This is a genomic window from Enterobacter cloacae complex sp. SYL003, from assembly GCF_049236925.1.
Lineage (GTDB): Bacteria > Pseudomonadota > Gammaproteobacteria > Enterobacterales > Enterobacteriaceae > Enterobacter > Enterobacter intestinihominis.
Genome location: NZ_JBMKJK010000010.1, coordinates 39,772 through 57,407 on the forward strand (window position 1 = coordinate 39,772; position 17,636 = coordinate 57,407).

The 17,636-nt window shown below is 55.3% G+C and carries 19 protein-coding genes; 9 read left to right on the top strand and 10 right to left on the bottom strand.

The window, feature by feature from the left end; translation table 11 throughout:
• Positions 1-5: 5 nt before the first annotated feature.
• Together ACOT1A_RS14110 and ACOT1A_RS14115 are read left to right on the top strand one after the other, a co-directional pair.
• Positions 6-1,070: a sugar ABC transporter substrate-binding protein gene (locus ACOT1A_RS14110; RefSeq protein ID WP_023299568.1), complete on the top strand. Its 1,065-nt coding sequence runs from the start codon at positions 6-8 to the stop codon at positions 1,068-1,070.
• A gap of 83 nt (positions 1,071-1,153) precedes the next feature.
• Positions 1,154-2,395: an LVIVD repeat-containing protein gene (locus tag ACOT1A_RS14115; RefSeq protein ID WP_023299569.1), complete on the top strand. Its 1,242-nt coding sequence runs from the start codon at positions 1,154-1,156 to the stop codon at positions 2,393-2,395.
• A gap of 87 nt (positions 2,396-2,482) precedes the next feature.
• Here the strand turns inward: ACOT1A_RS14115 and mtnK are convergent, their stop codons facing one another.
• Entirely contained in the window at positions 2,483-3,682 is a 1,200-nt protein-coding gene (gene mtnK, locus ACOT1A_RS14120) for an S-methyl-5-thioribose kinase (RefSeq protein ID WP_276170230.1), read from the bottom strand.
• Positions 3,683-3,784: 102 nt separating this feature from the next.
• On the opposite strand from mtnK, the gene mtnA reads away from it, so the two are divergent.
• On the top strand, positions 3,785-4,801 hold the full coding sequence (gene mtnA, locus ACOT1A_RS14125) for an S-methyl-5-thioribose-1-phosphate isomerase (protein WP_022647401.1): 1,017 nt from the start codon (positions 3,785-3,787) through the stop codon (positions 4,799-4,801).
• Between the two features lie 43 nt (positions 4,802-4,844).
• Positions 4,845-5,315, top strand: coding sequence for an SRPBCC family protein (locus ACOT1A_RS14130; RefSeq protein ID WP_022647402.1), 471 nt, complete (start codon positions 4,845-4,847; stop codon positions 5,313-5,315).
• A gap of 61 nt (positions 5,316-5,376) precedes the next feature.
• Here the strand turns inward: ACOT1A_RS14130 and ACOT1A_RS14135 are convergent, their stop codons facing one another.
• Positions 5,377-5,649, bottom strand: a complete 273-nt coding sequence (locus tag ACOT1A_RS14135) for a helix-turn-helix domain-containing protein (RefSeq protein ID WP_032624682.1) — start codon at positions 5,647-5,649, stop codon at positions 5,377-5,379.
• 106 nt (positions 5,650-5,755) lie between these two features.
• On the opposite strand from ACOT1A_RS14135, the gene ACOT1A_RS14140 reads away from it, so the two are divergent.
• The gene (locus ACOT1A_RS14140; RefSeq protein WP_023299573.1) at positions 5,756-5,980 is read left to right on the top strand and encodes a helix-turn-helix transcriptional regulator; all 225 of its coding nucleotides are present in this window, start codon (positions 5,756-5,758) and stop codon (positions 5,978-5,980) included.
• Between the two features lie 121 nt (positions 5,981-6,101).
• Here the strand turns inward: ACOT1A_RS14140 and ACOT1A_RS14145 are convergent, their stop codons facing one another.
• From ACOT1A_RS14145 to ACOT1A_RS14155, 3 genes are read right to left on the bottom strand one after another with little or no spacing between them, the layout of a single operon-like run.
• Positions 6,102-6,644 carry a 1,2-dihydroxy-3-keto-5-methylthiopentene dioxygenase gene (locus ACOT1A_RS14145; protein ID WP_022647405.1) on the bottom strand — a complete coding sequence of 181 codons (543 nt, stop codon included), beginning with the start codon at positions 6,642-6,644 and terminating at the stop codon, positions 6,102-6,104.
• Positions 6,641-7,330, bottom strand: coding sequence for an acireductone synthase (gene mtnC, locus ACOT1A_RS14150; RefSeq protein WP_023305674.1), 690 nt, complete (start codon positions 7,328-7,330; stop codon positions 6,641-6,643). Before mtnC ends, ACOT1A_RS14145 begins: the two co-directional genes overlap by 4 nt.
• A complete protein-coding gene (locus ACOT1A_RS14155) occupies positions 7,327-7,941 on the bottom strand; it encodes a methylthioribulose 1-phosphate dehydratase (protein ID WP_063948633.1) in 615 nt (204 codons plus the stop codon). Before ACOT1A_RS14155 ends, mtnC begins: the two co-directional genes overlap by 4 nt.
• Positions 7,942-8,063: 122 nt before the next feature.
• On the opposite strand from ACOT1A_RS14155, the gene ACOT1A_RS14160 reads away from it, so the two are divergent.
• Positions 8,064-9,224 carry a pyridoxal phosphate-dependent aminotransferase gene (locus tag ACOT1A_RS14160; protein ID WP_022647408.1) on the top strand — a complete coding sequence of 387 codons (1,161 nt, stop codon included), beginning with the start codon at positions 8,064-8,066 and terminating at the stop codon, positions 9,222-9,224.
• On the opposite strand, the gene ACOT1A_RS14165 is transcribed toward ACOT1A_RS14160, so the two are convergent.
• From ACOT1A_RS14165 to citR, 3 genes are all read right to left on the bottom strand, one after another.
• Complete coding sequence (locus ACOT1A_RS14165) at positions 9,225-9,851, bottom strand: IbrB-like domain-containing protein (RefSeq protein WP_032624678.1); 627 nt, start codon at positions 9,849-9,851, stop codon at positions 9,225-9,227.
• Complete coding sequence (locus tag ACOT1A_RS14170) at positions 9,836-11,059, bottom strand: phosphoadenosine phosphosulfate reductase (protein WP_063146997.1); 1,224 nt, start codon at positions 11,057-11,059, stop codon at positions 9,836-9,838. The genes ACOT1A_RS14165 and ACOT1A_RS14170 overlap by 16 nt, the downstream gene beginning before the upstream one ends.
• Before the next feature lie 128 nt (positions 11,060-11,187).
• Positions 11,188-12,108 (bottom strand): DNA-binding transcriptional repressor CitR, encoded by a 921-nt coding sequence (citR, locus tag ACOT1A_RS14175; protein ID WP_022647411.1) that lies wholly within the window; start codon positions 12,106-12,108, stop codon positions 11,188-11,190.
• A gap of 621 nt (positions 12,109-12,729) precedes the next feature.
• Here citR and ahpC point away from each other — a divergent pair.
• Complete coding sequence (gene ahpC / locus ACOT1A_RS14180; RefSeq protein WP_014882974.1) at positions 12,730-13,293, top strand: alkyl hydroperoxide reductase subunit C; 564 nt, start codon at positions 12,730-12,732, stop codon at positions 13,291-13,293.
• Positions 13,294-13,481: 188 nt separating this feature from the next.
• Positions 13,482-15,047 (top strand): alkyl hydroperoxide reductase subunit F, encoded by a 1,566-nt coding sequence (ahpF, locus tag ACOT1A_RS14185; protein WP_276170228.1) that lies wholly within the window; start codon positions 13,482-13,484, stop codon positions 15,045-15,047.
• A gap of 59 nt (positions 15,048-15,106) precedes the next feature.
• Here ahpF and uspG read toward each other — a convergent pair whose 3' ends face one another.
• Complete coding sequence (uspG, locus tag ACOT1A_RS14190) at positions 15,107-15,535, bottom strand: universal stress protein UspG (protein ID WP_161177738.1); 429 nt, start codon at positions 15,533-15,535, stop codon at positions 15,107-15,109.
• Between the two features lie 181 nt (positions 15,536-15,716).
• Here uspG and ACOT1A_RS14195 point away from each other — a divergent pair, with 181 nt between their 5' ends.
• Complete coding sequence (locus ACOT1A_RS14195; protein WP_015571156.1) at positions 15,717-16,955, top strand: zinc-dependent alcohol dehydrogenase; 1,239 nt, start codon at positions 15,717-15,719, stop codon at positions 16,953-16,955.
• Between the two features lie 138 nt (positions 16,956-17,093).
• Here ACOT1A_RS14195 and rnk read toward each other — a convergent pair whose 3' ends face one another.
• On the bottom strand, positions 17,094-17,504 hold the full coding sequence (gene rnk, locus ACOT1A_RS14200) for a nucleoside diphosphate kinase regulator (RefSeq protein WP_022647414.1): 411 nt from the start codon (positions 17,502-17,504) through the stop codon (positions 17,094-17,096).
• Between the last annotated feature and the right edge of the window lie 132 nt (positions 17,505-17,636).

Sequence of the window (17,636 nt, forward strand, 5' to 3'; positions counted from 1 at the left end):
AATAAATGAAAAAGATTGCGCTCTCTTTGGTAGCTCTTGGGTTACTCACTTCTCTGCCGGGCCTGGCGGCTACCCCCGCGCCGGTTCCGACCGCCATTGCCAGCCATGACGGCCCGATCCGCATCGCGGTGATCCGCAACCTGGGCTCGGACGACAACACCACGCAGTTTGTTGCCGGGGCGATTCAGGAAGGGAAAAAGCTCGGCTTTAAGGTCAGCACCTTTTTAAGTAACGGGGACGACGCCAAATTCCAGGATTTCGTTAACCAGGCCATCAGCCAGAAATACGACGGGATTATTCTCTCTCAGGGGCGCGATCCGTACTCCACCGCGCTGGTGAAGAAGGCGGTGGATGCCGGGATCAAAGTTTCGGTGTTTGATACCGCTGTGAACGGCGAGATCCCGGGCGTAACCGTTACCCAGCAGGACGATGCCTCCCTGACCAACCTCTCTTTCGGCCAGCTGGCGAAAGATTTCAACGGCAAGGCCAATATCGTCAAGCTATGGGTCGCGGGCTTCCCGCCGATGGAGCGCCGTCAGGCGGCCTACAAAGAACTGCAAAAGCAGTACCCGGAGATTAAAGAGCTGGAGTCCATCGGCGCGGTCTCCTCTGACGTGCAGGGCGACACTGCCAACAAGGTGGGCGCGATCCTCGCGAAATACCCGAAAGGTAAAATCGATGCCATCTGGGGTACCTGGGATGCCTTCAGCCAGGGCGCCTATAAGGCGCTGAAAGAGAACGGCCGAACCGAGATCAAACTCTACAGCATCGACATCTCCAACCAGGATTTACAGCTGATGCGCGAGCCGGGTAGCCCATGGGCAGTGAGCGTGGCGGTGGATCCGAAGCTGATTGGCGCGACCAACGTACGCCTGATTGCCAATAAGATTGCCGGAGAAGCGACGCCTGCCACTTACGATTTCAAGGCGGCGGCCATTCCGCAGGCGCTGCTGACCGCCCAGCCGGGCGCGGTGAACGTGGCGTCTCTGGGGAAAATCATTCCGGGCTGGGGCCAGACGGAAGATTTTGTTGCGCCGTGGTTTGCGACGCTGGAAGCCAGGTCAAAATAATGGCCGGTGGCGCTTCGCTTACCGGACCTACGGTGTTGTAGGCCGGATAAGGCGCAGCCGCCATCCGGCGAAAGGACTTATACATGTCTGCATTACCTCAACCCGAATACAGCCGCAATATGCGGCTGATTGGCCATAGCGATCAGGGCGGTCGCCCGGACGGCGTGCAGCTGATGGTACACCGCGGTTTCGCCTATATCGGCCATATGGTGTCGCAGGGCTTTTCGATAGTGGATGTGCGCGACCCGAAAAAACCAAAAGCCGCAGGATACGTGCCTGCGCCGCCGGGTACCTGGAATGTGCATCTCCAGGCGCATGACGACCTGCTGCTGGTGATCAACGCCCGGGATCTGTTTGCCGATGCGCGTTTTGCCGACGAGAAGGTCTACTACACCCGCCAGGTGGGGGAGACCGTCAGCGATGTGCAGGATAAAGGCTGGAGCGCCGGGCTTCGCGTCTTTGATATCTCCACACCGGACAGGCCACGCGAGATAGGCTTTTTATCGCTGAGCGGCATCGGCATTCACCGCATCTGGTACGTCGGTGGCCGCTGGGCGTATGTCTCAGCGCTGATAGACGGCTTTACCGACTACATCTTTCTGACCATCGATCTGGCGGACCCGCGCAAGCCTGAAGTGGCGGGACGCTGGTGGCTGCCGGGGATGAATCAGGCCGAAGGCGAACAGCCGAACTGGCCGGAAGGCAAACGCTACGCTCTGCACCATGCGATTATTGCAGGCGATACCGCGTACGGCAGCTGGCGCGACGGTGGCCTGACGCTGCTGGACGTGAAGGACCGCACCCGACCTAAGCTCATTAGCCACCGTAACTGGAGCCCGCCGTTTGGCGGCGGGACGCACACCGCGCTTCCGCTGCCGGATCGCGATCTGCTGGTAGTGCTGGACGAGGCGGTGCTGGATAACCAGCAGGACGGCGAGAAGCTGATCTGGCTGTTTGATATCCGCGAGCCGTCGAACCCGGTGAGCATTTCTACCTTCCCGCAGCCGGATGAAACCGACTACGTGGCGAAAGGGGCGCATTTCGGCCCGCACAACCTGCACGAGAACCGGCCGGGGAGCTTTGTCAGCTCAACGCTGATCTTCGCGACGTACCAGAACGCGGGCGTGCGCGCGTATGACATTTCCAATCCGTATCGCCCGGTAGAAACGGGGGCGCTGGTGCCCGCGGCGCCGGAAAAGATGATGGATACGCGGCCCAATCGCCCGCAGGTGATCCAGTCGTGCGACGTGTTTGTGGATGCGCAGGGGATTATTTACAGCACGGATTATAACGGTGGGATGTCGGTGATTGAGTATTTAGGATGAGTTTTTGCCGGGTGGCGGCTTCGCCTTACCCGGCCTACATTTTGCACCCGTAGGCCCGGTAAGCGCAGCGCCACCGGGCAAACGTTCTCAACTGTACTGCCGCACTCGCGCTACCAGCTCTTCCGCGCTGTCGATGCGGTCAGCAATCACAATCAGCGCCTTGCCGAGGGATATCGCGTGGCGCAGGCATTCGTGACGCATCGCTTCATCCTGAATGGTGTCGATATCCGCCACATGGGAAAGCCCGACGCTGCGGCGAATCAGCTCGGTGCCGCAGAATCCGATGGCATCGTGCCAGACCTTTTTCAGGAACGCAGAGGCATAGCCCGGCGCGCTCAGCGCGGCGTCGCGCGTTTTCTCGTTCGCCAGCGCCTGGAAGCGCTCCGCGAAGGTGTTCCACAGTTCCTGAATATCGGTCAGGCGCTGCTCGCGCGCGGCGGCGGCATCGCGAATGCCCAGATGCCCCGGCAGGCCGCAGAAGTTCAGCAGCAGGTTGCCGATGGCGGTGCCAACGTCAAAGCCAATCGGGCCAAAGTAGCCGAACTCGGCGTCGATGGCCTTCAGGCTGCCGTCGGCCACAAAAATTGAGCCGCTGTGAATGTCCCCGTGCAGCAGGGCTTCGGCATGCGAAAAGAAGCGGTGCTTCAGGGAGGCCACGGCGATTTTAAGCTGGGCGTCGTCGCGCAGGGCGGCAACATCGTTCTCCAGATCGGCCGGGTAGCTGTTGCGTGCGTGGATCTGGTACGGATCGTTAAAGAACAGATCTTCAGTGATCTCGCACATCTCCGGGTTGATGAATTTTGCCACCTGCGCTTTTTTCTCGTGCGGATGCAGATAAAAATCGCTGGTGTGGAACAGGGTGTGAGCCAGATATTCACCCAGATGCCGCGCCGCCTGCGGGTAGTAAATGTTGTTAATCAGCTCGCCGCGCCAGATGCGATGGCTGGAGAGATCTTCCATCACCATCACCGCCAGTTTCGGGTCAAAGTGGTGGATTTTCACCGTGTGCTCAGGGCTGTGCTTGTAATGCTCGACCAGGGTTTGCGCCTCCAGGCGAGCGCGATCCAGCGTCAGCGGCCAGGACTCGCCGACGCAGCGCACATAGGGCAGCGCCTGCTTAACGACGATGCGGCTCACGCCCGCGCGGTCGAAAACTTTAAAGACCAGGTTGAGGTTACCGTCGCCGATTTCCTGCGCCTCCACCAGCGATGACGGATCGTCAAGTCCGCCAAACTGCCTGGCATACTCCACGGCGTCCTGAGCGGTAAAGGTACGGTATTGCGACATGGCCTGCTCCTCAGTTTTGCTAATTAAGACATGTAGACGTCTATACATCTGGATTTCATCCTGACACAATGTGCTACAACAACGCAACAGGGAATTAACGACATGCAGACATTACAGACGACCAGCCTGCGGGTGGCGAATAATCAGCTCTATATTCTCGACCAGCAGGCGCTTCCGCAGGAGAAACGCTGGCTGGATGCCTCGACGGTGGAGGCGCTGGTTGGGCATATCCACGCTCTGCGGGTGCGTGGCGCGCCGCTGATTGGTCTCTCTGCAAGCCTGCTGCTGGCGCTGTTAGCGGAAAGCGGTAAAAGCCGCGACGAGCTGGCGGCGGCGCTGGAGACCCTGCGTGCCTCCCGCCCGACGGCGGTGAACCTGATGAACAATCTCGACCGCATGAAGATTGCGCTGTGGCAGGAAGCGTTCGTTCCGGCGCTGGTGGCTGAAGCGCTGCGCCTGATTAATGAAGACAAACGGCTTTGCGACGCGATTGCGAAAGCGGGTAGCGCGCTGGTGAAGCCCGGCAGCCGCCTGCTGACCCACTGCAATACCGGCGGGCTGGCAACGGCGGGCGTCGGTACGGCGCTGGGGGTGATTGCCCGCGCGCATCAGGCAGGCAATGTCAGCAACGTCTGGGTGGATGAAACCCGTCCGCTGTTGCAGGGCGGCAGGCTGACCGCGTGGGAACTCGGCGAGCTGGGCGTGCCGTATCAGCTGATTACTGACTCCATGGCCGCCAGCCTGATGGCAAAAGGGCAGGTGGATGCCGTGTGGGTGGGGGCAGACCGCATTGCCGCCAACGGCGACGTGGCGAACAAAATCGGCACCTATTCCCTGGCGGTGCTGGCGAAGTTCCACGGTATTCCGTTCTACGTCGCCGCCCCGCAAACGACCCTCGACCGGGACTGCCCGAACGGTGACGCGATCCCGATTGAGCAGCGCGCGGCCAGCGAAGTGACGGGCGTAGCGGGAAGCTTTGGCGCGGTGCAGTGGGCGCCGCAAGAGGCGCAGGTCTATAACCCGGCGTTTGACGTTACCCCCGCCTCGCTGATTAGCGGCTGGGTGCTGGATACGGGCGTGGTCACCCCTGAAGAGGTAGCGAAAGGGAAATTCGCCTGAGTGGGACTATCCTTGTAAGGGGTTCCCTTTAGAGGACGTTATCGTGACGCTCGATCCTGAAACAGACTTAAAACTGGAACGCGTGGTGGACGCACCGCGCGACCTGCTGTGGCTCTGCTGGACCACACCGGAGCACATCAAAAACTTCTTCATTCCTGCTCCCCATAAGGTGACTGAATGCGACCTCGATCTGCGCGTGGGTGGGCGGTTCAATACCGTGTTTGAGGTGGACGGGCAGCGGATGGATAACCGGGGCGTATTTCTTGAAATCGATCCGGGGAACAAGCTGGTCTTTACCGATGGCTATACTGAGGGCTGGAAGCCGGCTGAAACGCCGTTTATGACGGCGATCCTGCTGCTGGAAGATGTGGGGGAGGGCAAGACTCGCTACACGGCGATAGCGCGTCACCCAACGAAGGAGATCCGCGAGCAGCATGAACAGATGGGCTTCCACGAAGGGTGGGGCGTGGTGTTGGATCAGCTGGTGGGGTATGTGAAAGGGCTGAAACGGTAGTGCCCTTAGACCCCCTCTCCCTTGAGGGAGAGGGCTGGGGTGAGGGCGGAAAATTCATTGATTATGTTGAAGACAGGTTTCTCTTTTTGGTATTCCTCATCTGACGAAATACTCGCTCTCCCTTTTCATCAAAGTATCTTTCCGGCCATATCACATCGGGTGGAATATCTGGCGCCTGAGCGATAAGCAATTCACCTTTAGGCCATGGTCGGGTAAGCGCATTTGCCAGTGTGGATGAGGAAAGGCCAGCCTTTCTGGACAACGCAGCCAGGCTTGTTCCATGTTTCTTTAGTGCAGCGATAATATCGGCCGGGTGCCAGTTCTGATGTTGCATTGTGTCCTCCTTACATGTGTTCGTTACGTGCTCAATTATCCTATTTTGGGATAAGAAGGCAACGGGAGGATATTCGATTTCAGGATATTTGTATGGAATCGGAACAATGGCCTCAGTTTACTCGGATGAATACCAGCGTGTTATCAATGCGTTGAAGAAAGCGCGTAAAGAGAAGGGGATGACTCAGGCGCAGCTTGCGGAGGCACTGGGAAAGCCACAATCGTTTATTGCTAAAGTGGAAAACGGTGAGCGTAGGTTGGACGTGGTGGAGTTTGTGCATCTGGCGAGGCTGGTTGGCGCAGATGTGCAGAGGATTATCGCCAGTATTTAATTAATGCCTGAGTATGGAACTGACCACCTGAGCCGTATGTTCCCCTCACCCTAACCCTCTCCCCAGAGGGGCGAGGGGATAGCACGGTGCTCGCATTACTTTGCGGGGTAGGGAGAAAAGATCAGGCCAGGCGTGGATACGCATCCGCGATTGCATCGCCCGTAAACTGGGCAACCCAGCCTTCCGGATTGTCGAAAATACGAATGGCGGTAAAGTTCGGCTCTGAACCCATGTCAAACCAGTGCGGCGTGCCTGCGGGTACGGAAATCAGGTCGTTTTTCTCGCACAGCACCTGATACACCTCATCGCCGATGTGCAGGCAGAATAGTCCCGCCCCTTCCACGAAAAAGCGCACTTCGTCTTCGCCGTGGGTGTGCTCGTTGAGAAACTTCGCGCGCAGCGCCTCTTTCTGCGGATTGTCGGCGCGAAGGCTAATCACGTCCCAGCTCTGATAACCTTTCTCTGCCACCAGCTTGTCGATTGCATGCTGATACGCCTCAATCACGGCTTCAGGCGCGGGATCCTGCCCTAAATCACGGTCTGCCGCCCAGCGTTCAAACCGCACGCCTTTGGCGTTGAGCTGTTGGGCAATCTCGGCGGCGTCGGTGCTGTGCCACAGGTGCTTACTGGCGTCTTTATCGGAATAAATGGTCAATGCGCTCATGAAGGGATCTGCTCCGGGTTAATCTCGTCAAACTGGTGGATCTGATGGTGATGGCTTGCGCCGTCATCTTCACCGCGTATCAGTTGCAGGGTGCGAAAACCCGCCTGTTCAGCCGCGTCCAGCTCCTGATGAATATCCGACAGGAACAGGATCTGCGACGGGGCGATGCCCGTTTGCGCCGCAATATTTTGATAAGACTGCACCTCACGCTTGGCGCCGATGCGAGTATCAAAATAGCCGCTGAACAGATGAGTAATATCACCTTCGTCGCTGTAGCCAAATAACAGTTTCTGCGCGGCGACGGAGCCAGAGGAATAAACATAGAGATCAATCCCTTGTGCCTTCCATTTTTCCAGCGCGGGCAGTACATCAGGGTAGAGATGGCCGGTAAAGTCACCGTTGATGTAACCGTCCTGCCAGATGATGCCTTGCAGGGCTTTGAGCGCCGTCGATTTGCGGTCTTCATCCATAAAGGTAAACAGCACGTTGATGAGATCGCTGACGCTGGCATGCGGAGTGCTGATTTCATCGCGCAGGTTGTCCAGAATCGATTTGACCGGCTCGGCGTACTGCTGCGCGGTCACAAAGGCCGCCAGCCGCTCACGCGCGTAAGGGAACAAAACATCATGGACAAAACGGATATCGCTGGTGGTCCCTTCAATATCCGTCACAATCGCGCGAATCATACTCTCTCCCATTGTCGTAAACGCATTTCGCATTCAAATAAGAATTCTAAACCTTCCAGATGACGGCGGGCTTCGGCCACGTCGCGTCCCCAGCAGGTTAAGCCATGACCGCGCAGAAGAAAACCATAATTAAGCGGGCGTTTCTGCGCGTAATGGGCGATTCGAGAGGCGAGGGCGTCGATGTCCTGGTCATTATCAAACACCGGGATGGCCACCGTATCCCGATGCGTGGTCTGTCCGGTAAGGGATTTTTGCATCTCGAAGCCGGAGATCTTCAGCTCGGTCTCGTTGACCAGCCGCGACAGCACCGTGGCATTGACGGTGTGAACGTGCAGGACGGCGTTAGCCTCGGGGAACAGGCGGTAGATGAGGGTATGCAGCCCGGTCTCTGCCGACGGTTTACGGCCAGAAGGCGCACGGTTGGTGGCGATTTCAACCTGTAGAAAATCGGCGGTGGTCAGGCTGCCTTTGTCTTTTCCGGATTCGCTCAGCCAGCACAGATGTTCATCCTGACGCACGGACATATTGCCGCCGGTAGCGGGCGCCCAGCCTTTAGCGCCAATCCAGCGGCAGGCCTCGACCAGGTGTGTGAGTTGCAGGTTGTCTGTCATTTCCTTTTACCCTCTCGGTCAGGAATATTTATATCATTTAGACGTCTAAGCGTCTTGATTGCCAGAGACTAACATCGTGTTATAGTGTCAGCAACATAAGTATTACAGGCAGGCACACTACAATGAGCAATAACCCGTTGATCCCGCAGAGTAAACTTCCGAATCTCGGCACGACGATTTTTACGCAGATGAGCGCCCTGGCGCAGCAGCACAACGCCATTAACCTCTCACAAGGTTTCCCGGATTTTGACGGGCCGAAATATTTGCAGGAGCGTCTGGCGTACCACGTTGCGCAGGGAGCCAACCAGTATGCGCCGATGACCGGCGTGCAGGCGTTGCGTGAAGCCATTGCGGATAAAACGGCGGAGTTATACGGCCATAAGCCTGACGCGAACAGCGATATCACGGTAACCGCAGGGGCCACCGAAGCGCTGTATGCGGCGATAACCGCCCTGGTGCGTACGGGCGATGAGGTGATTTGTTTTGACCCGAGCTACGATAGCTACGCCCCGGCGATTGAACTGGCCGGTGGCGTGGTGAAACGCGTGGCGCTCCAGCCGCCGCATTTTCGTCCGGACTGGCAGGCGTTTGCCGCGCTGCTGAGCGATAAAACCCGGCTGGTGATCCTGAATACGCCACACAACCCATCGGCGACGGTGTGGCAGAAAAGCGATTTTGCCGCCCTGTGGCAGGCCATCGCCGAACGTGAAATCTATGTTCTGAGCGACGAGGTGTATGAGCACATCTGCTTTGCCGAAGAGGGTCATGCCAGCGTGCTGGCGCATCCGCAGCTTCGCGAGCGCGCAATCGCGGTATCATCATTTGGGAAAACCTACCATATGACCGGCTGGAAGGTAGGGTACTGCGTGGCGCCCGCCGCCATCAGTGCTGAGCTGCGTAAAGTGCACCAGTATTTGACGTTTGCCGTAAACACACCCGCCCAGCTGGCGCTGGCGGATATGCTGCGCGCTGAACCTGAACATTACCGGGACCTGCCAGCTTTTTACCGTGCGCGGCGGGATCGGTTTGTGACTGCCTTGAGCGAGAGTCGGCTGGAGATCCTGCCATGCGAAGGCACCTACTTCCTGCTGGCGGACTACAGCGCGATTTCCGATCTGGATGATGTCAGTTTTTGCCAGTGGCTGACGAAAGAGGTGGGCGTGGCGGCCATTCCGCTGTCGGTGTTCTGCGCCGATCCCTTCCCGCATAAACTGATTCGTCTTTGCTTTGCGAAGCAGGAGGCGACGCTGCTGGCAGCGGCTGCGCGCTTAAATTCGCTCTGACTATTCAACCGTCCAGGCTTCTGAAAAACGACGGTCCGCGAAGAGTTCCAGCAGACCGTTGATTTGCTTCAGTCGCAGCACTTCATCGCTGTCCATACCCAACTCCAGGCCAATTTTCTGCTCACTCCAGCCCATAAGCACCAGTTCTCGCACGATTTCTGACATGGCATTGATCTGGTGGCGTCCACGCGCGCGGTTGTGACGAATGGTTGTAGCCATGCGATCGAACTTTTCCTGGCGTGCTTTACGCAGGCAGGTAACAGGGAGGTAACCTTTAAGTTGACGCTTCAGAATAGCCCGATGACTGCCAAGCTCATGGCGATGGAATCCATCGACAATTTCATAGCTCTCAGGCGCATTTTCCGTCACAACGATAGGTTGTGTGAATCCATCCAGCTCCAGTGATTTGCTGAGCAACCGCTTCTCCGCCGGAGCGACATTATTTGGGTTGTAGTCATTGGCGGTGATGTCAGTCTGTTTTATCCACAATACGCAGTCGACGGGTTGATTATTAAAAGGGCTGATTTCGTGTAATGCCTGGCGAAAGGCATTAATAGCGCCGATTTTCTCTTCTTCAGAAAGGGCCTGCAGGTACGTCTGCATTTCTCTGATTATTTGCTGCTGCATAAAATCCCCCATTCCTTGCGTTTGGCTTTCACTCTTTCGCTGTAGCGTTGATAGTGTTTAGGTTTGTTTGGACTAAATGAGAGAGCCCGGCACCAGTAGTCATTGTTGAGTAAAACCTTGCAAATGCGTCGCCAGGAAGGGATATCTTTTGCGCCAATGTCACCCTCCTGCGTATCGGGAATATCCTCCAGGCCTCGCTTTTGATACCAGTGGAGATAAATTGCGATTTTATTTCGGTAATGTTCCGCCGTATTTTGCGGCATGCTGTCGAGTAGCAGCATGGCGTATTCGCGCCAGCCGAGATGGTCAGGTTTCAGGATCTTCCGGTGGCCATAAAAATGGTTATCGTGCCCGGCATAAATACCTCCACTTCGCACGCCGCAGGCGCGTTCACACATAGCCGCCCAGCGTTCGGGTTCAATGACATGATAGAGCCATAAGCCCTGACGCTGTTCCGGACCAAACGGTTCGCAGATGCGCATATAACGCGGCGGCACCCCCGCCTTGTACATCAGGTCGTATAACGGGTTATAGCAACATTTTGATTTCGCGAACCACGTCCAGATGTCGGCGGTTTTCCAGTCGTACAGTGGGTAGATATACCAGGCGTGCCCACCCGGGGCGACGGTCGTCCAGGGTTTATCGTCAGAAAAGCGCTGCTTACGCGCCGACGCGATAGCCAGAAAGCGGTTGTAAGATTCATCGGCGCGGATCCCCACCATGACTGCGGCAGGACGTCTTTGCGCATACCATTCGGCAAACTCGCGCACGAAGGCTTCAAACGTCATTCCCTGCTGATAAAAATCGAAATAGTGATAATCGGTAATGGCATCTTCTGGTGGCTGGCGAACCCAGTTTGTTCCGGGTTCCCAGCACTGCCATTCAGGTTGAAACTGTGACAGGGCGTTCTGGGTCGTGAGCGGAAGCGCTACCCACCAGAACTGGTGGATAACATCCCGATAGAGCGTTTTCATAGCGTCAACATGCTGAATGGTCGACGAGAATTGCGCTTCCCAGTCCAGAAAGATGACGTCTATTTTTCGCTTTAATTGCCGTGCTTTCTGGGCAACAAGATGCAGCATCACGGTAGAATCTTTTCCACCGGAAAAGGAAACGCATACCCTGGGGAAATTGTTAAGCGTCCAGTGTATGCGTTCCGCAGAAGCGTCTAAAACATTTTCCTGTAAAGGGATTTTATAGTTCGACATGATTAATCGCGTCCTGCGTGTTAAATGTCTTGGGAAAATCAAAACGATATTATGGAATTATTTATCCTTAATTTCACGGAGTCATTTTTTTCGGTTCGCTTTAATTATATTCACCATGCAAATGTATTTTACGCAGACGGCGGAGAAACGCAGAGCTTATGCATTTTTTCAATGAATGTTGAAAAAACAGAGCTATTCAGTGATGAACGGCCGTAGAGCATATAGATCTTTAATTCAGGCAGCGCAAACGGTGGCTCAAGCCTTTTTAATTTCAAAGATTCTTTAAATGTTTCATAGATCGACACGGGGATATAGCCTAACAAATCAGATGAACTGACCATAGAGATGAGAGAGCTAAGGGAGTCGGTGCGAAAAGCAATATTTCTTTCCGGAAAAGCGTCATTGGCCCGACTCTGGAACTCTTTTACACCCGGATGAGCACTCTGGTAAAAAGTGAATTTCTCCTGGTATAGCGCGTCCACCGTAGCTGTGTCAGCGAGCCTTGGGTGGTCTGCTCTACAGATTAAGGCTATCGGCACCGTAGTGAAGTGGGTGCAGACCACAGAGCGATTGTGGATAGGTGCGATAGAGAAGATGAGATCGGCTTTACGATAGGCCAACAAATCTTCCGCTGATTCGGAGGAAATAAGCATATCTCTTTGTTCTATCTCATAATTCTCCTCAGATATTAAAAGCTTCAACGGTTCCAGCATCGAACCAGGAGACACCATTTGAGTGCAATAGATAACGAACTTTTTCTTGATGTCCGAGTGATGCATCATGTTGATCGTCTGCTCAAGCTGATTGAGATTTTTTTCCAGATGATGATGCAAGTTGGTACCTACCGTGGTGGGCGTGATTCCCTTCCCTGAACGGATAAACAGGGGGTCATCAAGCTGACCGCGCAGGCGTTGCAGCGACTGGCTGACGGCGGATGGTGTGATATAAAGCGTCTCGGCAGCCCTACTGATACTGAGATGTTGGTAAATGCATTCGAAGATAACTAACAGATTGAGATCGAATTTTTTTAGGTCGTAGAGGTTTGCCATGTTTCGTCCTGAGTGAGTTGAGTTTGCTGTCGTTATCACACCATGGAGTACGACAGAGTGTAGTTACCCTTTACAATCCGTGTGAATAACTCGCTTAATTTAAAATTTAAGTGATCTTAATATATCACGGCTTTGGATTATTGAAACATATCTTCAAGAGTTATTAAGATAATTTTATCTTTAAAGTGTGATTGAATTATTTGAATGACAAATGGCGTTTATATATAGCGTGAAACCCATAATGAAATTAAATTTATAATGTTTCAATGACCTGTTCGAATCTGCCTATCACAGCCATAGGCAGGACTATCCCTCTTATGCATTGCTCATTGCGCGCAGGGGTGCTGTAATCAAACCGCTGTTACGGCCTTGATACAAGGTATGTAGAGCGCAACGCAACGCCAGCTTCGGCTGGCACTGAATGTACCTGCGGGGAATTCAGGTATCAGGGCCGCCCGTTGAGGCGGCCTTTTTACTTTCAGGCTTTCCTGTAAAAGGTTCACCTTGCTGTCTTGTTGCTGTTGTAAGGTTTGGCTGATTGATTTGATAAAGCATACGCATTAGCCCCGATGAACAAAGTTGGTTACCTTACACCTCAACGAAAACACGGAGGAAGTACAGATGTCCCTGATTAACACCAAAATTAAACCTTTCAAAAACCAGGCGTTCAAAAACGGTGAGTTCATCGAAGTTACTGAGAAAGATACCGAAGGCCGCTGGAGCGTGTTCTTCTTCTATCCGGCTGACTTCACCTTCGTTTGCCCGACCGAACTGGGCGACGTTGCAGACCACTACGAAGAACTGCAAAAGCTGGGCGTAGACGTTTACTCTGTTTCTACCGATACCCACTTCACCCACAAAGCGTGGCACAGCAGCTCTGAAACTATCGCGAAAATCAAATACGCGATGATCGGCGACCCGACTGGCGCCCTGACCCGTAACTTCGACAACATGCGTGAAGATGAAGGCCTGGCTGACCGTGCGACCTTCGTTGTTGACCCGCAGGGCATTATCCAGGCTATCGAAGTTACCGCTGAAGGTATCGGCCGTGATGCATCTGACCTGCTGCGCAAAGTGAAGGCGGCTCAGTACGTTGCTTCTCACCCAGGCGAAGTGTGCCCGGCGAAATGGAAAGAAGGCGAAGCGACGCTGGCTCCATCTCTGGACCTGGTCGGCAAGATCTAAGTCTGTAAAGCCTGGCGGCGCTACGCTTGCACAGGCCTACAGTATCGTAGGCCGGGTAAACGAAGTGCCACCCGGCAATCAATGGGCGCTCCCCGCGCCCATTTCATTCCAGCACCATGATGCAAGTTGCATTCAGGCAGCCCGTATAAGGCGGCTTGCATGATGACGTTTTAAGAGAGGGAAGAATAATGCTCGACACTAACATGAAAACCCAGCTCAAGGCCTACCTTGAGAAACTGACCAAACCTGTTGAGCTGATTGCCACGCTGGATGACAGCGCGAAATCGGCAGAAATCAAAGCGCTGCTGACAGAGATTGCTGAGCTGTCGCCGAAAGTGACCTTCAAAGAAGACAACACGCTAGCAGCCCGTAAGCCTTCTTTCCTGATCGCCAACCCAGGGTCTGACCAGGGGCCGCGTTTCGCGGGCTCTCCGCTGGGGCACGAATTTACTTCCCTGGTGCTGGCGCTGCTGTGGACCGGTGGTCATCCGTCAAAAGAAGCGCAGGCGCTGCTGGAGCAGATACGCGATATCGACGGTGATTTTGAGTTTGAAACCTATTACTCGCTCTCCTGCCACAACTGCCCGGACGTGGTGCAGGCGCTGAACCTGATGTCAGTGCTCAACCCACGCATTAAGCACACGGCGATTGACGGCGGTACGTTCCAGAACGAAATCACCGAGCGCAACGTGATGGGCGTTCCGGCGGTTTACCTGAATGGTCAGGAGTTCGGCCAGGGGCGTATGACGCTGACCGAAATCGTCGCCAAAGTGGATACCGGCGCAGAAAAACGTGCGGCGGAAGAGTTGAACCAACGTGATGCGTACGACGTGCTGATTGTTGGCTCCGGCCCGGCGGGCGCGGCGGCAGCGGTTTACTCCGCACGTAAAGGGATCCGTACCGGTCTGATGGGCGAGCGTTTCGGTGGTCAGGTTCTGGATACCGTAGACATTGAAAACTACATTTCCGTGCCGAAAACCGAAGGCCAGAAGCTGGCCGGGGCGTTGAAAGCGCACGTCAGCGACTACGACGTGGATGTCATTGACAGCCAGAGCGCCAGCAAACTGGTTCCGGCCGCGGTCGAGGGTGGTTTGCACCAGATTGAAACGGCGTCCGGCGCGGTGCTGAAGGCGCGCAGCGTGATCATTGCCACTGGCGCGAAATGGCGCAACATGAACGTGCCGGGCGAAGATCAGTATCGCACCAAAGGCGTGACCTATTGCCCGCACTGTGACGGCCCGCTGTTCAAAGGTAAACGCGTAGCGGTGATCGGCGGCGGTAACTCCGGCGTGGAAGCGGCTATCGACCTGGCGGGGATTGTTGAACACGTTACCCTGCTGGAGTTCGCCCCTGAGATGAAAGCGGACCAGGTGTTACAGGATAAAGTACGTAGCCTGAATAACGTCGACATTGTGCTCAATGCCCAGACGACAGAAGTGAAAGGCGACGGCAGCAAAGTGACCGGTCTGGAATACCGTGACCGCGTGAGTGGCGATATCCACAGCGTAGCGCTGGCAGGGATCTTTGTTCAGATTGGCCTGCTGCCAAACACCACCTGGCTGGAAGGCGCAATTGAGCGCAACCGCATGGGCGAGATCATCATCGATGCGAAATGCGAAACCAGCGTGAAGGGCGTATTTGCGGCGGGCGACTGCACCACCGTGCCGTACAAGCAGATCATCATCGCTACCGGTGAAGGTGCGAAAGCGTCGCTGAGCTCGTTTGATTACCTGATCCGCACCAAAACTGCATAATAAAAGAAAGCAAGACGACACCTGCAATACAAGAGGCCACCAAAAGGTGGCCTCTTTTTTTATCTGACGACCATCACCGGAATGTGGGTGTGGCGGATCACGCTGGAGGCGTTCGACCCCAGCAGGTGAGTGGTGATAGACGGGTTGCGCGAACCAATCACCACCACGTCTGCGTTCAGCTCCGCGGCCAGTTCATTAACGGCGTCACGCACGCTACCGAACCGGACGTGGGTTTTTATGCGGGAAGGATCGATGCTGAAGTGCCCGACCATGGTTTGCAGGCGCGTCTCGGCTTCATGCTGTAAATGCTCTTCAAAACGACGCACATCAGCAGCGAAACGATGCAGGCTCAGGCTGGCAGAGCCCGGTAAAACATGCAGAAGATGAATAGCTCCGTCCTGCTGCGCGAGAAATTCCGCGTGACGTACAGCCTTATCACTCAGTTCCATTTCGAAAACATCAACCGGCATAATGATTGTTTGATACATAACCGTTTCTCCTTGTTTATAAACGCTGAAATCATTCAACCACAAAATATAAAAGGTTTCTGTAATCCCGACAGCACTTTTTTATCTCGCCAGGATAAATCTCAAAACAGCCGGATTCCGGGGCAGATCCCGAGAGGTAGCTACCCTTTTATAAGCTTACCCACACCCTTTCGGAGGTTGCATGAAAGCTCTCACCTATCACGGTCCACATCATGTTCGGGTCGATAATGTCCCCGATCCGGGCATCGAACAGCCTGACGATATCATCCTGCGCGTAACAGCCACGGCGATCTGTGGTTCCGATTTGCATCTTTATCGCGGAAAAATTCCCAAGGTCCAGCACGGCGATATCTTTGGTCATGAATTTATGGGCGAGGTGGTGGAGTGCGGGAGCGAAGTGAAGAACGTGCAGAAAGGTGACCGGGTGGTGATCCCGTTTGTGATTGCCTGCGGTGACTGTTTCTTTTGCCAGATGCAACAGTACGCGGCCTGCGAAAACACGAACCGCGGGCAGGGCGCGGCGCTGAACAAAAAGCAAATTCCCGCCCCTGCCGCGCTGTTTGGCTACAGCCATCTTTACGGCGGCGTGCCGGGCGGACAGGCGGAGTATGTGCGCGTGCCGAAAGGCAACGTGGGGCCGTTTAAAGTGCCTCAACTGCTGTCAGACGACAAAGCGCTTTTCCTGTCAGATATTCTGCCTACCGCCTGGCAGGCGGCGAAAAATGCGCAGATCCAGAAAGGCTCCAGCGTCGCCGTATTCGGGGCCGGGCCGGTGGGGTTGCTGACCATTGCCTGCGCGCGGCTTCTCGGCGCAGAGCAGATTTTTGTGGTTGACCATCATCCCTATCGACTGCGGTTTGCCCAGGAGCGCTACGGCGCGATCCCGATTAACTTTGATGACGATAACGACGCGGCGGAAAAAATTATTGAGCAAACGGCCGGGCAGCGCGGGGTGGATGCGGTGATTGATGCCGTCGGGTTTGAGGCCAAAGGCAGCACGACGGAAACGATCCTCAGTAACCTGAAAATTGAAGGCAGCAGCGGCAAAGCCCTGCGCCAGTGCATTGCTGCGGTGCGACGCGGCGGCGTGGTCAGCGTGCCGGGCGTGTACGCCGGTTTCATCCATGGCTTCCTGTTTGGCGATGCCTTCGATAAAGGGCTGAGCTTTAAGATGGGGCAGACGCACGTCCACGCCTGGCTGGGAGAGCTGCTGCCGCTTATCGAAAAAGGGTTGCTTACACCGGAAGATATTGTGACCCACTATCTTCCGCTGGCTGATGCGGAGCGCGCCTATAAGATCTTCGAAAAACGGGAGGAGGAGTGCCGCAAGGTGATCCTGGTGCCTGGCGCAGATACCCCGGAGGCAGCGCAGCAGAAAGTGAAGGGACTGGTGAATGCCTTCCCCGGTGGCGTTGTGTGAGGTTTCGTCCCCATGGCACTACAACAGAGTAAGCGTGGATTAAGCGGTTTTTGTCCGATATAACACAATCGGTGAATTTGCGGAAAGAGGATGCAGGTGCATCCTCTGTGCAAAGCGGGGTCGCTTGTTCAGAAGGGATTAACGCAGGTAATCGCCAGCGGCTTCGGGCTGGTAGAGCAGCTCAAGCACTTCCAGATGGGCTGAGGCGCCGCCCGGGAGTTCCCAGTGGATAGTATCGCCCGTGCGCAGTCCAAGCAGCGCCGCGCCCACGGGTGCCAGCACCGAAAGCTGCATGCTGCTGTCGGTCATCTGCGCCGGATAGACCAGCGTACGGGTGAGTTCCTCCCCGGTGGTCAGGTTGCGGAACTTCACCTGGCTGTTCATGGTGACCACATCATGCGGCATGGTCTCAGGCGTACACATCTGCGCCCGGTCTAGCTCTTCGTTCAGCGCATCGGCTACCGGCAGCGAGGCGAATTCTGGTTTCTCCAACAGTCGGTCAATACGTTCTGCGTCGAGTTCATTGATGATAATCGTAGGTCTGGACATTTTTACTCCATGTCGTTAATGCTGCGTGTAACGCAGAAACCAATCCAAAAGAAAACCCTCGCCGTCTGGCAGCGAGGGTTTAACTTATCTGATGATACTGTCTGAAACCCTAAGTTTGAAGTGATGAAGGTC